The organism is Streptomyces montanus (assembly GCF_005786655.1).
In the GTDB taxonomy this organism is placed as follows: Bacteria; Actinomycetota; Actinomycetes; order Streptomycetales; family Streptomycetaceae; genus Streptomyces; species Streptomyces sporangiiformans.
In genome coordinates this window covers 31,152-47,410 of record NZ_VBZC01000046.1, presented here as the reverse complement: position 1 = coordinate 47,410, position 16,259 = coordinate 31,152, and the positions used below count along the sequence as shown (strand labels likewise).

Sequence of the window (16,259 nt, the reverse complement as noted above, 5' to 3'; positions counted from 1 at the left end):
ACTCACACCTCCATCGGAACGTCGGAGACGGAATCGCCCAGGTGCGCCAGGCGTTCGGCGACCGCGTCGACCGTCGGCCGGTGCATCTCGCCCGCGAGCCGCCCGTCCGCCAGGAAGAGGACCGAGTCGGCGTACGACGCCGCCACCGGGTCGTGGGTCACCATGACGACCGTACGGCCGTGCACCCGTACCGCCTCCTGCAGCAGTCGCAGGACGTCGCGGGCGCTGCGGGTGTCCAGGGCGCCGGTCGGCTCGTCGGCGAAGATCACGCGCGGCTCGGTGACCAGGGCGCGGGCGATGGCGACGCGCTGGCGCTGGCCGCCGGAGAGCTGGTCGGGCCGGTGGCCGAGTCGGTCGCCGAGGCCGACGGCCGTGAGGATCTCCTGCACACGGGCCCGGTTGACGCGCCGCCGGGCGAGCTTGAGCGGCAGGATCGTGTTCTGGGCGACGGTGAGCGTGTCCAGCAGGTTGTACTGCTGGAAGACGAAACCGATCCGGCTGCGGCGGAACTTCGTCAGCTCGGCCTCGCTGCCGCCGGTCATCTCCGCGCCGTCGACCACGACGATGCCGCTGTCGGGCCGGTCGAGTCCGGCCGCGCACTGCAGCAGGGTGGACTTGCCGGAGCCCGAGGGGCCCATGACCGCGGTGAACGTGCCGGGCGCCAGGGCCAGCGTCACCGCGTCCAGCGCGGTCACGGCGCTGTCGTCGCTCCCGTAGGTCTTGCTGACCTTGACCAGCCGCAGGGCCTCGGCGGCGGGTCGCGCATCGTGCGTACGTCGACTGGTTCGACGAAACATCGTCATCACCCTCCGTGGGGGCCCTCGTTGTGGCCCTTCCGTGGCGCTTCCGTGGCACTCCTTGTGCCTCGCGAAAGACGCTACGGAGAGTGCGGGGCCGGCACACTGGGCGCAGAACCCGTAACGGGGGGTGTACTCAGCGACACCTCACCCTCCGGGAAACCCGTGGCCCCGCGCCTCGGCGTCCCTCAGCCGCGCAAGCCGCCGAGCGTGAACCCGATCACCGAGCCGCCGCCCTCCCGCCGTCGGGCGAACGGCGCTCCCCCGTGGGCCGTCGCGACCTCCCGCACGATCGACAGCCCGAGCCCCGAGCCGGGCAGGCTACGGGCGTCCGGCGCGCGGTAGAACCGGTCGAAGACGCGGACGAGATCCTCCTCCGCGATACCGGGGCCGCGGTCGAGGACCTCGACACGCACGGTGCCGGCGCCGCCGGTGTCGGCACCACCGGCGCGCGCGTCGGCTTCGGGGACCTCACCCCCCGTCACGACGACCTCGATCGGCGCCGCCCCGCCCCGATCGAACTTCGCCGCGTTCTCCACCAGGTTGGACATCGCCCGCTGCAGCGCCGCGGGCCGCCCGTCCACCACCGTGGTGGCGCCGGTCACCCGCACGGTGACCGGCCGCCCGGTCCGCCGCCGCGTCGCCACCGCCGCGTCCTCGGCGATATCGGCGACGTCCACGCGCTGGACCGGCTCGGCGTCCGGCTGACCGGCCGCGAGGTCGACCAACTCGTTGACCAGGTCCGTGAGTTCGCGGGACTCCTGGGCGAGGTCGGCGACGAGTTCACCGCGGGCGTCGGGCGGGAGTTCGTCGATGCGCCGGAGCATCGAGATGTTCGTACGCAGGGAGGTCAGCGGCGTACGCAGTTCATGGCCCGCGTCCTGGACGAGGCGCCGCTGGTCCTCCTCGGACTGGGCGAGGCGGCCGAGCATGCGGTCGAAGGAGCGGCCGAGGCGGGCGACCTCGTCGCGCCCGGCGACCGGCACCTGGATGCCGAGCCGCCCGGTGCGCGCCACGTCCTCGGCGGCGCCCGCGAGCCGGACCAGCCGCGAGGTGATCCGCCGGGCCAGCCACCAGCCGAAAAGCCCGGCGGCGACCACGACCGCGCTCACCAGCAGCACGGTCCGCTGCTGGAGTTCACGCAGCAGATCCTCCGTGTCGCTGAACTCCTGAGCGACCTGCACCGCGCCCCGGCCACCGCCGAGCGCGACGGTCGCGACCCGGTACACCTCGTCGTGGACCTCCACACCGCGGTGCTCCACCAGCCGCCCGGCGGCCTGTGCGGCCGCGGCCCGCCGGTCGTCGGCGTCGGCCGGCAGCGCCGGACTGCCCCGGTCGACGACCGTGCCGCCCGGACCGAGCACCTGCACGACCGTGCCGCTCGGCCGGATCAGGTCGCCGCGCGGGCCGGCCGAGCGGGATGCGGCGAAGTCGTCCGGCGCCAGGGCGTGCTGGCGCACCTGGTCGCGCAGGTCCTGGACGACGTCCTCGAACACGGTCTGCTGGTCCACGCGGACGAGCCGGGATGCGGCGTCGTACGACAGAAACCCGACGAGTACGGTCACGACCGCGGCGACGGCCGCGAAGGACACCGTGAACGTCGTCCGCAGCGAGGACAGCCGCGGTCGCGCGAGCAGTCTCCGCCGCGTCACGCGCGGCCGCCGCACTCAGTCCTCCCTCAGCACATACCCCACGCCACGCACCGTGTGGATCAGCGCGGGTGCGCCCGGCTCGTCGAGTTTGCGGCGCAGATAACCGACGTACACGGCGAGGTTCTTGGAGCCGGGCCCGAAGTCGTAGCCCCAGATGCGGTCGTAGATCGTGGTGTGGTCGAGGACGATGCCGGCGTTGCGGACGAGGAGTTCCAGAAGGTCGAACTCGGTGCGGGTGAGGTCGATCTCACGTGTTCCTCGCCATACGCGCCGGGCCTGCGGTTCGAGGTGCAGGCCGGCTGCGGAGAGTGGGCTCTCGGGCATGGGCTGTTGTTCCCTGGGTACGCCGACGGGAGCGTCCGTACGCCTCAGCAGGGCCCGCAGCCTGGCGAAGACCTCCTCGACCTCGAAGGGCTTGACGACGTAGTCGTCGGCTCCGGCGTCCAGGCCGGCGATGCGGTCCGCGGTCTCCACGAGCGCGGTGAGCATGAGAATCGGGGTGCGGTCGCCCTCCGCACGCAGGACGCGACACACTTGGAGGCCGTCGATGCCCGGCATCATCACATCGAGCACCAGCACGTCGGGTGGGGTGCGATGGGCCTGCGCGAGCGCCTCGACGCCGTCGGCGACCGCGTTGACCTCGTACCCCTCCAGCTTCAGAGCGCGCTCCAGCGCATGGCGGATGGCTCGGTCGTCCTCGGCAAGCAGCAAAGTGTGGGGCACGACACCAGTCTGCCAAGGCCTGAATTACGTATCACCTGATGAGCAGGGCCACGGCCGGGTCTCTTACCCGGCTCTCACCCTGCCGGGACCAGTGGCTTACCTCGCCCGGCCACTGTGTGCCCTATGGCAGGGGCGGAGGTCCGCGACGGGGAAGGCACACACGTATGAAGGGTAGGAAGGGCACGAAGGCCGCGAAGCGCATGAGGATCGTGTTCCTGCTGCACAACGCGTACGCCATCGGGGGCACCGTCCGCACCACACTCAACCTGGCCGCGGCGCTCGCCGAGCGGCACGACGTCGAGGTCGTGTCGATGAGGCGGCACCGGGACGCACCGCGTTTCGCCGTCGATCCGCGGATCGGGCTCGTGCCGCTGGTCGACCTGCGGGAGGGCAGCGCGGATCTCGCGGATCCCGCGCAGGCGCTGCCGGCGGCCGACTTCCCGTCCTCCGACAAAAGACACAAGCAGTACAGCCGCCTGACCGACATCCGGGCACGCGAGTACCTGGAGAACTGCGACGCGGACGTGGTGATCGGCACCCGCCCCGGCATCAACGTCTACGTCGCCCGCTTCGCGCGCCGCCGCGCTCTGCGCATCGGGCAGGAGCACCTGCGGCACGACGCCCACAGCAAGGAGCTGCGGACCGCTCTGGCCCGCCACTACCGCGCGTTGGACGCGGTGGTGACGACGACGGAGGCGGACGCGAAGGTGTACCGGAAGCGGATGCCGATGCCGGGCGTACGGGTGTCGGCGGTGCCGAACATCGTGCCGGCCGTACCGGACCTGACCCCTTCCAGCGGCACCACGAAGGTGATCGCGGCGGCCGGTCGCCTGGTCCGGGGCAAGCGTTTCGACCTGCTGATCGAGGCATTCGCGGCGGTCGCCGCGAAGGAGCCGGACTGGGAACTGCGCATCTACGGCGGCGGCCCCAAACGGGAGAGCCTCCAGTCCTTGATCGACGGGCTGGGGCTGGCCGACCGCGCCCGGATCATGGGCCCGCGCACCCCGATCGAGACCGAGTTCGCCCGGTCCTCGCTCGTGGTCAGTGCCTCGGACGCCGAGTCCTTCGGCATGACGCTCGTCGAGGCGATGCGCTGCGGCGTGCCCGTGATCAGCACGGACTGCCCGCTCGGCCCCTCCGAGATCATCACGGAGGGCGTCAACGGCCGCCTGGTCCCCGTGGGCGACGCCCGCGCCCTCGCCGACGCGATGCTCGACCTGATACCGGCCGAGTCCCGGCGGCGCGAGATGGGGCGAGCGGCACGGGAGAGCGCCCACCGCTTCGACCCCGAGCCGATCATGGCTCACTACGAGACCCTGTTCGAAGAACTCCGATCCACCCGAAGGCGCCGGGCCCTGGAGCGGGCGCGGGTCCGGGCCGCGCGCTGGAAGCGCCGGATGCGCCGACGCGTACGCACGGCTCGCCGCCGGGTCCGGGAATGGGGCGGCCGCTCCGGGTTGGTCGAGGTTCTCGGTCTGAGGCTCGCTTCACAGGGGCAGCGGGAGGAGCAGGGGAAGCAGGGGAATGACGCAGGCCGTGGTTCCGGACCTCGGACAGACCTGGAAGGCGCTGGTGCCGGTGCTGGTGCTCGGGCAGGTGCCCGGCCCGGGGCTCGGTCTGGGTCTGGGTCTGTGAAGTAGGAGGGTGCCGGATCCCGTACGCCGGGCGGCTCGGTCAGTTCCCAGTCCAGCCGAGACGCCTGGTACCCGCGCCGACCCGACCGGCCACTGGGCCGGCGCGACGGGCCGCCCGCTCGGCACGGCGGGCGGCCCTCCCCGCACCACCCGGGCCGTCGGGGACGTCGGCCCGGGTCCCGGTCCCGCACGGCCGACCCGAGGACTCCCCCAGCTCGGGTCCGGCCGTGCGGGCCTGAGGAGGCCGGAGAGAAACGACGACGGCCCCACCCCCGGGCATCGTGGCTCCTCCGTCGCTCAGGCCCGCACCCAGTGCGGATCGCGCCCGGTCGCCGCGAGCAGCCGCTCGAACGGCGACGCGTCCTCCGCCACCGGCACCGGTTCCGCGAACACCCCCATCGCCCGGGCCGTCGGCGCCATCTCCGCCACCGCCCCGGCGAGCTGCTCGACCACCGGCTCCGCGTCACCGTCCGCCCGGTACTCCTGACCCGTGGCGCGCGCCAGGTCCCACACGTGCACGATCAGGTCGAGCAGCACCATCGACCCGACGATCCGCGCGGGCATGTTCATCGCGCCGGTCGTGCCGTCCTCGGCGCCGGGCGCGGACCAGGCCGCCGCGAGCCTGCCGGTCTCCTCCGCGAACCGCTCCCTCCAGCCGGTATCCGTACCGATGTAGTCCGGTGTCACGGTGAAGTCCGAGTCCTTCTTGGCGGCCAGCTTCTGGAACTCCACGATCACATGGAGCAGGTGGTTGGCCAGGCCCTTCACGTCGTAGTCGGTGCACGGCGTGGGGTCGGCGAGCCGCTCGTCGGGCAGCGCCCGCACCACCGGCACGGCCCGCGCGCCCGCGACCGCCAGAAGCTCCCCGATGCCGTACTCCGGCTGGTCCACGTTCTGGTTCATGTCCACACCCTGGTTCGTGTCCATACGACGACCGTACGGACGCGCCGCCGCATCCCTCTTGAAGAAACGCGACGGCATCCGACCCGGACGACGGCATACGATCCGAACATGGCCGCACCCCGCCGCGACCCGCGCACGTCCGACGCTCGCGGTACGTCCGATCCCCGTGGTACGACGCCCGACCCGCGCCGTACGCCCGGCACCCAGGGGATCCGCGACACCCGCGGAATCGTCGACCCCGCCGGGCTGCTGACCCGCGTACGGTTGCGCCGCCACCAGCCCGCCGAACCGCTCCGGCACCACGTCGAGACGTACTGGTTCATCGACTGGGACCTGCCCGAGCCGTACGCCTCGCACATCGTCCCTCACCCGTCCGTCAACGTCACCTTCCAGTGGAACGAGGACGAGGGCCCGCCCTTCGGCGAGGTGACCGGCGTCGCGCTCGGCCTGTTCACCAGGAAGCTGACCGGCCGGGGCCGGGTGTGCGGGGCGAAGTTCTGGCCCGGCGGCTTCCGCCCGTTCGTGCCCGAGGCACCGGTGTCGCGGTGGACGGGCCGGGTGCTGCCCGTCCAGGACGTGTTCGCGCAGGCCACGGGCGACACCGCCCGCACGGTCGTGAGCCACACCGACGACCACGACCGGATCGCCGCGCTCGACGCCTTCCTGCTCTCCCTCACCCCGGCCCCGGACCCGCAGGCCGACCTCGCCATGGACCTCGTCGACCGCATCCGCGCGAACCGCGACGTACGCCGCGTCGGCGACTTCGCCGACGCCGAGGGCATCCCGGTACGGGCACTGCAGCGGCTCTTCTCGACGTACGTCGGCGTCAGCCCGAAGTGGATCATCCTGCGCTACCGGATCCACGAGGCCCTGGAACGCGCCGGCACCCAGCGGGACGTCGACTGGGCCGCCCTCGCCGCCGACCTCGGCTACGCCGACCAGGCTCACCTCGTACGCGACTTCACGACGACCGTCGGGATGCCTCCCACGACGTACGCACAGGAGACGCACTGAAGCCAGGCCCGCGCTCAAGCGCCTACGGGGCTGGGAGGTGGGGGCTAGGGGCTAACCCCGGCCTCCGGCTCCGGCTCGGTCGCCGGGGAGTCGAGTTCACCACCCCGTATACGAGCGATCTGTGCCGCCGCGAACTCCACCGTCCGCCTCATGTGGCCGATGAGCAGGGCGAGTTCGTCGTCCTCCAGCTCCTCGAAGAGGGCGTACCAGCCACCGCTCAGCTTCCCCCACATCCGGCCGAACTCCTCGATCCGCTCGGGCACGGTCGCCACGAGCACACGCCGCCGGTCGACCGCGTCCCGCTCCCGTACGACGTACCCCGCCCTCTCCAGCCGGTCCACGAGCCGCGTCGCCGACCCGGTCGTCAGCCCCGTCAGCTGGGCGATCCGCCCTGTCGTGACCGGCCCTTCCTCCAGGCTGAGCAGGTTCAGGCACTGCAGGTCCGTGGGGTGCAGCTTCAGGTGGTCGGCGACGGCCTGGTTGAAGAGGGCGTACGAGGCCATGTAGCGGCGCGACTCGGTGGACAGCTCGGAGAGCAGCCCATTGCGCCGGTCGCCTGCCGCTTCGCTGGACATGACGAGCCGCCTCCTCTTCTGGTCGATCTGCAGTACCCGTACCCGAGCTGACCATCTGGAAGCAGGGACCTAGAAGGCGTACGCGTCCCCCGTGTCCAGAGCCAGCACGCGCCGGCGGTCGTTCTCGCGATTGCGGTCCACGAAGCCGCCGCTCCACACCGTGTCGATCTCGACGGTCACCTCGGACGGCGCGCCGTCGAGCCGCACTCGTACGTCGATCGGCTCGCCCCGCCAGTCCGCCGGGAGCTCGCCCGTACGGCACAGCACGGTCCGCACCCCGGAGCGCGCGCATCGGAGGGGCAGCCGCTGCCGGTCGGCGAGCGGGACCGACCAGCGCAGCCGCACCGTCGCGTCGGGGACGTCGGACGGCCCGTGGTTCTGCGGGACCAGCCGCACCGCGACCCGACCCCACGCCATGGACACGGACCCGTGATAGGCGAGATCGGCTTCGGGGGCGAGCGCGACGGCAGGCGAGACCGCGCCCACCGCCAGGAGCACGCCGCCCACGCCCCACGCACAGAGTTTCCGCATACGTCTCTTCCTTCACCTCGGCCCACCGGTCACGGGATGTATCCCACTCGGGGCCCGGGACAGGCGCCGCCCAACAGGTGAGGAAGCACGAGGAAGCCGCCCAACAGGTGAGGGAAACGGCCGTGCGACAGTGAGCGCATGCTCGTCCTCCGCTCCGCGGCCCTCTTCGTCCTCGCCGGGCTCTTCGAGATCGGCGGCGCCTGGCTGGTCTGGCAGGGAGTGCGCGAACACCGCGGCTGGCTGTGGATCGGCGCCGGCGTCATGGCCCTCGGGGCGTACGGCTTCGTCGCCACACTCCAGCCCGACGCGAACTTCGGCCGCATCCTCGCCGCGTACGGCGGAGTCTTCGTCGCCGGCTCCCTCGCCTGGGGCATGGTCGCGGACGGTTACCGCCCCGACCGCTGGGACGTGCTCGGCGCCCTGATCTGCCTCACGGGCATGGCCGTGATCATGTACGCGCCCCGGGGCGGCAACTGAGACCACGTCCAAGGCCGGAACGGCCCCAGGGGCATTCGTGGTCCGTACCCGCCACCGGCCTATCCTGGCGGGGATTCGAACCCACCGGCTCGCGTGAGCGAGCGCCCCCGTACGCCGCCCCGCCCGAGGAGCAGACCATGACCGCCCCCGCCGCGCCCGCAGCCGCCTCCCGCATCGCCGTCGTCACCGGCGCGAGCAGTGGTATCGGTGCAGCGACGGCCCGGCAACTCGCCACGGCCGGCTACCGCGTCGTCCTCACCGCCCGCCGCAAGGACCGTATCGAGGAACTGGCGGAGGAGCTCAACGCGGCGGGCCATCAGGCGACGGCGTACACGCTCGACGTGACCGACCGCGCGGCCGTGGACGAGTTCGCGACCGCCTTCCGCACCATCGGTGTGCTGGTCAACAACGCGGGCGGCGCGCTCGGCGCCGACCCGGTCGCGACGGGCGACCCGGCGGACTGGCGCCAGATGTACGAGACGAACGTCATCGGCACGCTCAACGTCACCCAGGCCCTGCTCCCCGCGCTCACCGCGAGCGGCGACGGCACGGTGGTCGTCCTGTCCTCCACCGCGGGCCACGGCACGTACGAGGGCGGCGCCGGCTACGTCGCCGCCAAGCACGGCGCCCACGTCCTCGCCGAAACCCTCCGCCTGGAGATCGTCGGCACCCCGGTCCGCGTCATCGAGATCGCCCCCGGCATGGTCAAGACGGACGAGTTCGCCCTCACCCGCTTCGGCGGCGACGCCGACAAGGCGGCCCAGGTCTACGAGGGCGTGGCGAACCCCCTGACCGCCGACGACGTGGCCGACACGATCACCTGGGCGGTCACCCGCCCCTCCCACGTCAACATCGACCTCATGCTCATCCGCCCCCGGGCCCAGGCCTCCAACACCAAGGTGCACAGGGACCTCTGATGCCCGACACACAGAACACCGCGGCCGATTCCCCGGAGTCTCCCGACTCTCCCGAATCCCGCGAACAACGCCACCTGGCCCAGGAGAAGAAGAACGAACGCTACGCCTGGTGGTACCTGGCGTACTTCCTCTTCGGCATCCACATCGTCGCGTTCGTCATGATCTACGCGGTGACCCACGCGAAGTAGCCCTCGGCGGCACTGAACAGTGGGGCTCCGCCCGACAACGGCACGAGCCCCACGCACAGTTCACCCCTTCACGCAGACAACCTGCTTCAGCTTCGCCACGACCTCCACGAGGTCGCGCTGCTGGTCGATGACCTTCTCGATCGGCTTGTACGCGCCCGGGATCTCGTCCACGACACCGGAGTCCTTGCGGCATTCGACGCCCCGCGTCTGCTCCTCAAGGTCCTTGGCCGAGAAGCGGCGCTTCGCCGCGTTGCGGCTCATGCGCCGGCCCGCCCCGTGCGAGGCCGAGTTGAAGGCCTTCTCGTTGCCAAGGCCCTTCACGATGTACGAACCCGTGCCCATCGAGCCGGGGATGATCCCGTACTCGCCGGAGCCCGCGCGGATCGCACCTTTGCGGGTCACGAGCAGGTCCATGCCGTCGTAGCGTTCCTCGGCGACGTAGTTGTGGTGCGCGCTGATCTCGGGCTCGAAGGCGGGCTTCGCCTTCTTGAACTCCTTGCGGATCACGTCCTTCATGAGCGCCATCATGAGCGTGCGATTGTGCTTCGCGTACTCCTGTGCCCAGAACAGGTCGTTGCGGTACGCCGCCATCTGCGGAGTGTCCGCGACGAAGACGGCGAGGTCACGGTCGACAAGGCCCTGGTTGTGCGGGAGCTTCTGGGCGACACCGATGTGATGCTCGGCCAGCTCCTTGCCGATGTTCCGGGATCCGGAGTGGAGCATGAGCCACACCGAATCGGATGTATCTACGCAGACTTCCACAAAGTGGTTTCCTCCACCAAGTGTTCCCATCTGCAAAGTTGCCCGCTCCTGGCGGAACTTCACAGCGTCGGCAACGCCATTGAACCGCCCCCAGAAGTCGTCCCACCCCGCAGTGGCGAGCCCATGAAACCGCCCAGGCTCGACCGGGCTGTCATGCATCCCCCGCCCCACCGGAATGGCCTGCTCGATCTTCGAGCGCAGGCGGGACAGGTCACCCGGCAGGTCATTGGCGGTGAGCGACGTCTTGACGGCGGACATCCCGCAGCCGATGTCGACACCAACCGCCGCAGGACACACGGCATCCCGCATCGCGATCACGGATCCGACCGTCGCGCCCTTGCCGTAATGGACGTCCGGCATCACGGCCAGGCCCTTGATCCACGGCAGCGTGGCGACGTTCTGGAGCTGGCGCAGTGCCACGTCCTCCACGGAGGCCGGGTCCGTCCACATCCGAATCGGAACCCGCGCCCCCGGTACCTCTACATACGACATAACTTCCTCGTTCCCCCGAAAAGCAACAAAAGCCTGGCATCGCAAATACCGGCGCCAAGGTCGACGAAAGGGATGGCAGACCGGCGTCCACGGCCGTGCGTGCGATAGACATTGTGGTCATCGGCCGTCGTCAGGCGGCAAGCGATTAACAGGGCACAACACCGTCGAGAGGAGCCCCACCGTGCAGCGGAAGGCGTACGTATCCGGTGTCGCCGCGCTCCTCGCGGCGCTGCTGGCCGGCTGCACCGGTTCGGGAAGCGACGACGAGACGGACGACCCGAAGCCCGGCGACGCCAGCACGACGGCCTCCACGGCACAGCCCGGCAGGTATCGCACACTTCCGGAGCCGTGCGGCACGGTCGAGCAGGGCACGCTCAACTCGCTGCTGCCAGGCCTCAAGCAGATGACGGACAAGGAGCAGCGCGAGGAGGCGTACGCGGGGACGGCGACACTGACGTACGACACGGACCGGAAGGTCGGCTGCCGTTGGAAGGTGGAGTCGCCGAGCGCGACCGATCACCTGTGGGTCGATTTCGAGCGCGTGGTGTCGTACGACAACTCCGTCAGTGACGACAGTCGTGCCGAGCAGATCTTCGCGGTGAAGCAGGTGGCGGCGAATCTTCCCGCGCCGTCGGCTTCGTCGCCGGAGTCGTCGCCGGACGACTCGGAAGACTCGAATGACTCGAACAACTCTGACGAGTCGGGCAATTCGGAGGAATCGGGTGGCGATGGCGCCGGGGGTGCGGCCAGTTCGAGCCCTACACCCGACAAGTCCGGCACATCGGACGGAAAGGGTGGCGGCAGCGGCGACAGCTCCGCTTCGCCCACCGATGAGGAAAGCGTCACGTCGAGCCCCACGTCCACCCCCTCCGGCCTCCAGCCCCGCACCCTCGACGACCTGGGCGATGAAGCGTTCCTGGACGATGCGCTGGGCAGCTCGCAGCGGCGCACGGTGACTGTGGTGTTCCGCACGTCCAATGTGATCGTGACGATCCAGTACGTCGAGCAGCCGGCGAGTACGACAGAGGTCCCGAGCAGCGAGGAAATGCAGGACAGGGCACAGAAGTTGGCGGATCAGCTCGCCGGGGCGTTCGACGAGTAGCGGTCGATCGGGGGGTTTTCGGGCTCGGCGGAACGGGAGTCACGGTTGTCGCGTTCGGCGTACCGTGTCCCCTCGGACCCGACCGAGTGCGGTCCGGCCGAGAAGCCGCAGCACCACAGAGCCGACCGCACGCACACCCGCGTCTTGAGTGAAGGAACCATGCACCGACCCGCACAGCGACTCACCCGCATCCTCGTCTGCGCAGCCGTCGCCCCGGTGATGCTCGTCGCCGCCGGCTGCTCCTCGGACTCCAGCTCCGGTGACGACGCGAAGAAGGACTCCGGCGCACAGTCCTCCCCCTCCGCCACGAAGGCGGGGACAGTGGTGAAAGAGGCCGCGTACGCGAAGCTGCCCGAGCCCTGCAAGGTGTTGTCTTCGAAGACTCTGGGCGAACTGGTCCCGAAGGCCGGCAAGGCCGGCAAGGAGGGCAAGTCGGACGACACGGGGACGCGTGGCAGCTGCTCCTGGGACAGCCTCGACGACAACGGCGTGAAGGGCTCCCAGTTCCGCTGGCTGAGCGTGTCCCTGCTGCGTTTCGAGTCGGACGCCTCGCGCGGTACGGGCGAGAAGCTGGCGGCGACGTACTACACCGACCACGTCGACGACGCGAAGGCGGTGAACGACGCGAAGAACGTCAAGTCCGAGCCGGTGTCCGGTACGGGCAACGAGGCGACGTCGGTGAGCTACGAACTGAAGAAGAAGGAAGGCACCTTCAAGCAGCAGACGATCGTGGCCCGCGCGGAGAACATCGTCCTGACGCTCGACTACAACGGCGCCGGCCTCGCGGGCGACAAGTCGCCGAGCGCGGAGGACCTGTCGAAGGCGGCGCTGAAGGCCGCGAAGGAGGCCGTGCAGGCGGTGGTGACCGCGAACCAGGCCGCCGGCTCCGGCGACTCCGGCGCGAGCCCGAGCAAGAGCGCGAGCAAGAGCCCGGCCAAGGACGCCGAGCCCTCCGCCTCCCCCAGCAAGTCCGCGGCGAAGAAGGACTGAACCGACTGAGCCGCAGCTCAGCCCGGCATTTCTCAGGAGCCCGGCCCCCACGAAGGCCGGGCTCCCGCCGTACCGGCCACCCGTAGCCCGCACACATGTGCCACCCTGTTGCGCGCACACAGCTCGCAAGGGAGGGAAGTACGGGTGGCCGCGCCAATGGAACTCACCAAGACGCACCGGATACTCATCGGGGTCGTCGTCTTCGGGGCGGTCGTCATCGCCGGTATCGGCTTCGCCGGTTCGTATGCGGCGGTGCGCGAACTCGCCCTCCAGAAGGGCTTCGGAAACTTCAGCTACGTCTTCCCGATCGGCATCGACGCGGGCATCTGCGTCCTGCTGGCCCTGGACCTGCTGCTGACCTGGATCCGTATCCCCTTTCCTCTCCTGCGCCAGACGGCGTGGCTGCTGACGGCGGCGACGATCGCGTTCAACGGCGCGGCCGCCTGGCCGGACCCGCTGGGCGTCGGCATGCACGCGGTCATCCCGATCCTGTTCGTCGTCTCGGTCGAGGCGGCCCGGCACGCGATCGGCCGGATCGCGGACATCACTGCCGACAAGCACATGGAGGGCGTACGCCTCACCCGTTGGCTCCTCTCCCCGATCCCGACGTTCCTCCTGTGGCGCCGTATGAAGCTGTGGGAACTCCGTTCCTACGACGCCGTGATCAAGCTGGAGCAGGAACGACTCGTCTACCGGGCCCGGCTCCGCTCCCGCTATGGCCGCGCCTGGCGCCGCAAGGCCCCGGTGGAGTCCCTGATGCCACTGCGCCTGGCCCGCTACGGTGTCCCGCTGGCCGAGACCGCCCCGTCCGGTCTCGCGGCGGCGGGCATCGAGCCGGTGCTGCTGCCTCCGGCCCCGCGCCAGCAGGAGCTGGAGCTGGAGCGGGCCGACAGGGCGGCGGGTACGCGCCCGGCGGCGGGAAAGGCCGCGGGCTCAGCGGCGCCTCCTCGCGAGCAGCGCCCCGACGTCGAGAGTGGCCCCGTTCCGGAGCAGCTGGAGTACGTACAGGAGCCCCAGCCCGACCTCAACAGCCCTTGGTTCGAACCCCCGCACCAGGATGTCGTCTACGAGGGCGGCTACGACCCGTCGTTCGATCTCGACGAGCAGTGGTACGAGGAGCAGCGGCGGGCCGCCCAGCAACGGGATCTGGAGTCGGACCTACAGCCGCGCCAACAGCCGGAGCTGCGGCAGGAGCTGCAGCAAGACCTGCGGTACGAGCCCGGCCCGGAGGACACGGGCAGCTTCCCCATCCCGGCCGGCCCGGGCGGCCGGACGCGGCAGCTGGGTGAGGGCGGCGGTGTCGGCGGTGTTCCGGAGCCGGAGCAACTGCCCATCCCGGGGCCGCGCGAGGAGCTCGGGCTGCCGGACGACATGTCCCGCGAGGACGCGTACTACCAGGTGTTCCGTCAGTCGATAAACGGTCAGGGTCTGCCCACCAAGCAGGAGTTCGGCGCGAACATCGAGGCCGCGTACGGCGTCTCGCTCAGCGACAGCTCCCTCAAGCGCTACCTGAGCCGTTTCCAGAACCGTCTGAACGCGGAGCTGGAGGAGGACCACATCGCCTAGCGCGCGTACGTACCCGCACGTGTCATACGTAAAAGGGGGGCGCCCGGTGAACACCGGGCGCCCCCCTTTTACGTACTGCCGTACTCCGTACTGCCGAAAACTACGCGCCGAGCAGCTTCCGTACCCGGTCCGCGCCCACGGCGAGCAGCAGCGTGGGCAGTCGCGGGCCGGTGTCGCGTCCGACGAGGAGGTGGTAGAGCAGCGCGAAGAACGACCGCTGGGCGGCCTTGATCTCCGCCGGCAGCTCCTTCGGGGTGGCGTCGGGGGCGAATCCGGCCTGGACCTTGGGCACGCCGTACACGAGGTGCGTCAGCCCGTCGAGGGACCAGTTCGCGTCGAGACCTTCCAGCAGCAGCCGGAGCGATTCCCGCGCCTGGTCGTCGAGCGACTTCAGCAGCTCGACGTCGGCTTCCTCCCGGACGACGGTCCGCTGCTCGGCCGGTACGTACGTGTTGATCCACGCCTCGGCCTTGTCGTAGCGGGGCCGTACCTCGTCGAGCGAGGCGAGGGCATTCGCGGGGTCGAGGTCGCTGAGGATGCGCAGGGCCTGGTCCTCGTGGCCGGCGGTGATGTCGGCGACGGAGGCGAGCGTGCGGTAGGGCATCGGTCGCGGGGTACGGGGCAGCTCGCCGGCGGCGGTCCGTACGGCCCGGGAGTGGGCGGCGATGTCGGCGGGCAGGGCGGTGCCGTCGGTGACCTTGGCGTCGAGCTTGTCCCACTCGTCGTAGAGCCGCTGGATCTCCTGGTCGAAGGCGATCTTGAAGGACTGGTTGGGCCGGCGGCGGGCGTACAGCCAGCGCAGCAGCGGCCCCTCCATGATCTTCAGGGCGTCGCCCGGGGTGGGCACGCCGCCCTTCGACGACGACATCTTCGCCATCCCCGAGATCCCGACGAACGCGTACATGGGACCGATGGGCTGCTTGCCGCCGAAGATGCCGACGATCTGTCCGCCGACCTGGAAGCTGGAGCCGGGAGACGAGTGATCCACGCCGGAGGGCTCGAAGACGACCCCTTCGTACGCCCACCGCATCGGCCAGTCGACCTTCCACACCAGCTTGCCGCGGTTGAACTCGGTCAGCCGGACGGTCTCCGAGAAGCCGCACGCGCCGCAGGTGTACGTCAGCTCGGTGCTGTCGTCGTCGTACGCAGTGACCGTGGTGAGGTCCTTGTCGCAGCCGCCGCAGTAGGGCTTGTACGGGAAGTACCCGGCGGAGCCGGTGCCGTCGTCCTCGGCGGCGGCGCCCGACCCTTCGGCGGCCTCGAGCTCGGCCGCGTCGACGGGCTTCTGCCCCTGCTGCTGCTTCTTGGGCGGGGCCTTCTTGGTGCGGTACTGGGCGAGGATCGCGTCGATGTCTCCCCGGTGCTTCATCGCGTGCAGGATCTGCTCGCGATAGACCCCGCTCGTGTACTGCTCGGTCTGGCTGATGCCGTCGAACTCGACGCCCAGCCCGGCGAGCGCCTCGATCATGTCGGCCTTGAAGTGCTCGGCCCAGTTCGGGTGGGCGGAGCCCTTCGGGGCGGGGACGGAGGTGAGCGGGCGGCCGATGTGCTCGGCCCACGACTCGTCGATCCCGGCGACGCCGGCCGGCACCTTGCGGTAGCGGTCGTAGTCGTCCCAGGAGATGAGATGCCGGACCTGATGTCCCCGGCGCCGGATCTCGTCCGCGACGAGGTGCGGCGTCATGACCTCGCGGAGATTTCCCAGGTGGATGGGGCCGGAGGGCGACAGCCCGGACGCGACGACGACCGGTTTCCCAGGCGCCCGACGCTCCGACTCCTCGATGACCTCATCCGCGTAACGGGAGACCCAGTCGGTGGTCTCGGTGCTCTGAGCCACGATCGGCACGTCCTTCTTTCTCAAGGATTCGTCATGGGCCGGCGGTACGGTTCGCACGGCTGACGGCCCCATTCTCCCAGCTCCGCACGGATCCACGAA

16 protein-coding genes are annotated in these 16,259 nt (G+C 70.4%); 8 read left to right on the top strand and 8 right to left on the bottom strand.

Going from position 1 to position 16,259, the window contains the following annotated elements; genetic code table 11:
• Positions 1 to 2 precede the first annotated feature (2 nt).
• The 3 genes from FE633_RS33000 to FE633_RS32990 all read right to left on the bottom strand — a co-directional run bounded on the left by FE633_RS33000 (position 3) and on the right by FE633_RS32990 (position 3,172).
• Positions 3 to 797 (bottom strand): ABC transporter ATP-binding protein, encoded by a 795-nt coding sequence (locus FE633_RS33000; protein WP_171060211.1) that lies wholly within the window; start codon positions 795 to 797, stop codon positions 3 to 5.
• Positions 798 to 985: 188 nt separating this feature from the next.
• Complete coding sequence (locus FE633_RS32995) at positions 986 to 2,449, bottom strand: HAMP domain-containing sensor histidine kinase (protein WP_246113946.1); 1,464 nt, start codon at positions 2,447 to 2,449, stop codon at positions 986 to 988.
• Positions 2,450 to 2,464: 15 nt separating this feature from the next.
• Positions 2,465 to 3,172, bottom strand: coding sequence for a response regulator transcription factor (locus FE633_RS32990; RefSeq protein ID WP_171060210.1), 708 nt, complete (start codon positions 3,170 to 3,172; stop codon positions 2,465 to 2,467).
• Positions 3,173 to 3,372: 200 nt separating this feature from the next.
• On the opposite strand from FE633_RS32990, the gene FE633_RS32985 reads away from it, so the two are divergent.
• Positions 3,373 to 4,812 (top strand): glycosyltransferase family 4 protein, encoded by a 1,440-nt coding sequence (locus FE633_RS32985; protein WP_212747312.1) that lies wholly within the window; start codon positions 3,373 to 3,375, stop codon positions 4,810 to 4,812.
• 291 nt (positions 4,813 to 5,103) lie between these two features.
• Here the strand turns inward: FE633_RS32985 and FE633_RS32980 are convergent, their stop codons facing one another.
• Positions 5,104 to 5,733 (bottom strand): TIGR03086 family metal-binding protein, encoded by a 630-nt coding sequence (locus FE633_RS32980; protein ID WP_246113944.1) that lies wholly within the window; start codon positions 5,731 to 5,733, stop codon positions 5,104 to 5,106.
• An 84-nt stretch (positions 5,734 to 5,817) separates the two neighbouring features.
• Between FE633_RS32980 and FE633_RS32975 the strand changes: the two genes are divergently transcribed.
• Positions 5,818 to 6,723, top strand: a complete 906-nt coding sequence (locus FE633_RS32975; RefSeq protein ID WP_138048846.1) for a helix-turn-helix domain-containing protein — start codon at positions 5,818 to 5,820, stop codon at positions 6,721 to 6,723.
• A 44-nt stretch (positions 6,724 to 6,767) separates the two neighbouring features.
• Here FE633_RS32975 and FE633_RS32970 read toward each other — a convergent pair whose 3' ends face one another.
• Together FE633_RS32970 and FE633_RS32965 are read right to left on the bottom strand one after the other, a co-directional pair.
• On the bottom strand, positions 6,768 to 7,298 hold the full coding sequence (locus tag FE633_RS32970; RefSeq protein WP_138048845.1) for a MarR family winged helix-turn-helix transcriptional regulator: 531 nt from the start codon (positions 7,296 to 7,298) through the stop codon (positions 6,768 to 6,770).
• A gap of 69 nt (positions 7,299 to 7,367) precedes the next feature.
• A complete protein-coding gene (locus FE633_RS32965) occupies positions 7,368 to 7,829 on the bottom strand; it encodes a hypothetical protein (RefSeq protein ID WP_138048844.1) in 462 nt (153 codons plus the stop codon).
• Between the two features lie 138 nt (positions 7,830 to 7,967).
• On the opposite strand from FE633_RS32965, the gene FE633_RS32960 reads away from it, so the two are divergent.
• The 3 genes from FE633_RS32960 to FE633_RS32950 all read left to right on the top strand — a co-directional run bounded on the left by FE633_RS32960 (position 7,968) and on the right by FE633_RS32950 (position 9,411).
• Complete coding sequence (locus FE633_RS32960; RefSeq protein WP_119101992.1) at positions 7,968 to 8,306, top strand: YnfA family protein; 339 nt, start codon at positions 7,968 to 7,970, stop codon at positions 8,304 to 8,306.
• A 137-nt stretch (positions 8,307 to 8,443) separates the two neighbouring features.
• The gene (locus tag FE633_RS32955) at positions 8,444 to 9,223 is read left to right on the top strand and encodes an SDR family NAD(P)-dependent oxidoreductase (RefSeq protein WP_138048843.1); all 780 of its coding nucleotides are present in this window, start codon (positions 8,444 to 8,446) and stop codon (positions 9,221 to 9,223) included.
• Positions 9,223 to 9,411 (top strand): hypothetical protein, encoded by a 189-nt coding sequence (locus FE633_RS32950; RefSeq protein ID WP_138048842.1) that lies wholly within the window; start codon positions 9,223 to 9,225, stop codon positions 9,409 to 9,411. The genes FE633_RS32955 and FE633_RS32950 overlap by 1 nt, the downstream gene beginning before the upstream one ends.
• Before the next feature lie 60 nt (positions 9,412 to 9,471).
• Here FE633_RS32950 and FE633_RS32945 read toward each other — a convergent pair whose 3' ends face one another.
• Positions 9,472 to 10,665: an RtcB family protein gene (locus FE633_RS32945; RefSeq protein ID WP_138048841.1), complete on the bottom strand. Its 1,194-nt coding sequence runs from the start codon at positions 10,663 to 10,665 to the stop codon at positions 9,472 to 9,474.
• Between the two features lie 181 nt (positions 10,666 to 10,846).
• Here FE633_RS32945 and FE633_RS32940 point away from each other — a divergent pair, with 181 nt between their 5' ends.
• The 3 genes from FE633_RS32940 to FE633_RS32930 all read left to right on the top strand — a co-directional run bounded on the left by FE633_RS32940 (position 10,847) and on the right by FE633_RS32930 (position 14,323).
• Positions 10,847 to 11,767, top strand: coding sequence for a DUF3558 domain-containing protein (locus FE633_RS32940; RefSeq protein WP_138048840.1), 921 nt, complete (start codon positions 10,847 to 10,849; stop codon positions 11,765 to 11,767).
• A 159-nt stretch (positions 11,768 to 11,926) separates the two neighbouring features.
• The gene (locus FE633_RS32935) at positions 11,927 to 12,757 is read left to right on the top strand and encodes a DUF3558 family protein (RefSeq protein ID WP_138048839.1); all 831 of its coding nucleotides are present in this window, start codon (positions 11,927 to 11,929) and stop codon (positions 12,755 to 12,757) included.
• A gap of 144 nt (positions 12,758 to 12,901) precedes the next feature.
• Positions 12,902 to 14,323 (top strand): DUF2637 domain-containing protein, encoded by a 1,422-nt coding sequence (locus FE633_RS32930; RefSeq protein ID WP_138048838.1) that lies wholly within the window; start codon positions 12,902 to 12,904, stop codon positions 14,321 to 14,323.
• Positions 14,324 to 14,423: 100 nt separating this feature from the next.
• Here the strand turns inward: FE633_RS32930 and lysS are convergent, their stop codons facing one another.
• Complete coding sequence (lysS, locus tag FE633_RS32925; protein ID WP_138048873.1) at positions 14,424 to 16,169, bottom strand: lysine--tRNA ligase; 1,746 nt, start codon at positions 16,167 to 16,169, stop codon at positions 14,424 to 14,426.
• Between the last annotated feature and the right edge of the window lie 90 nt (positions 16,170 to 16,259).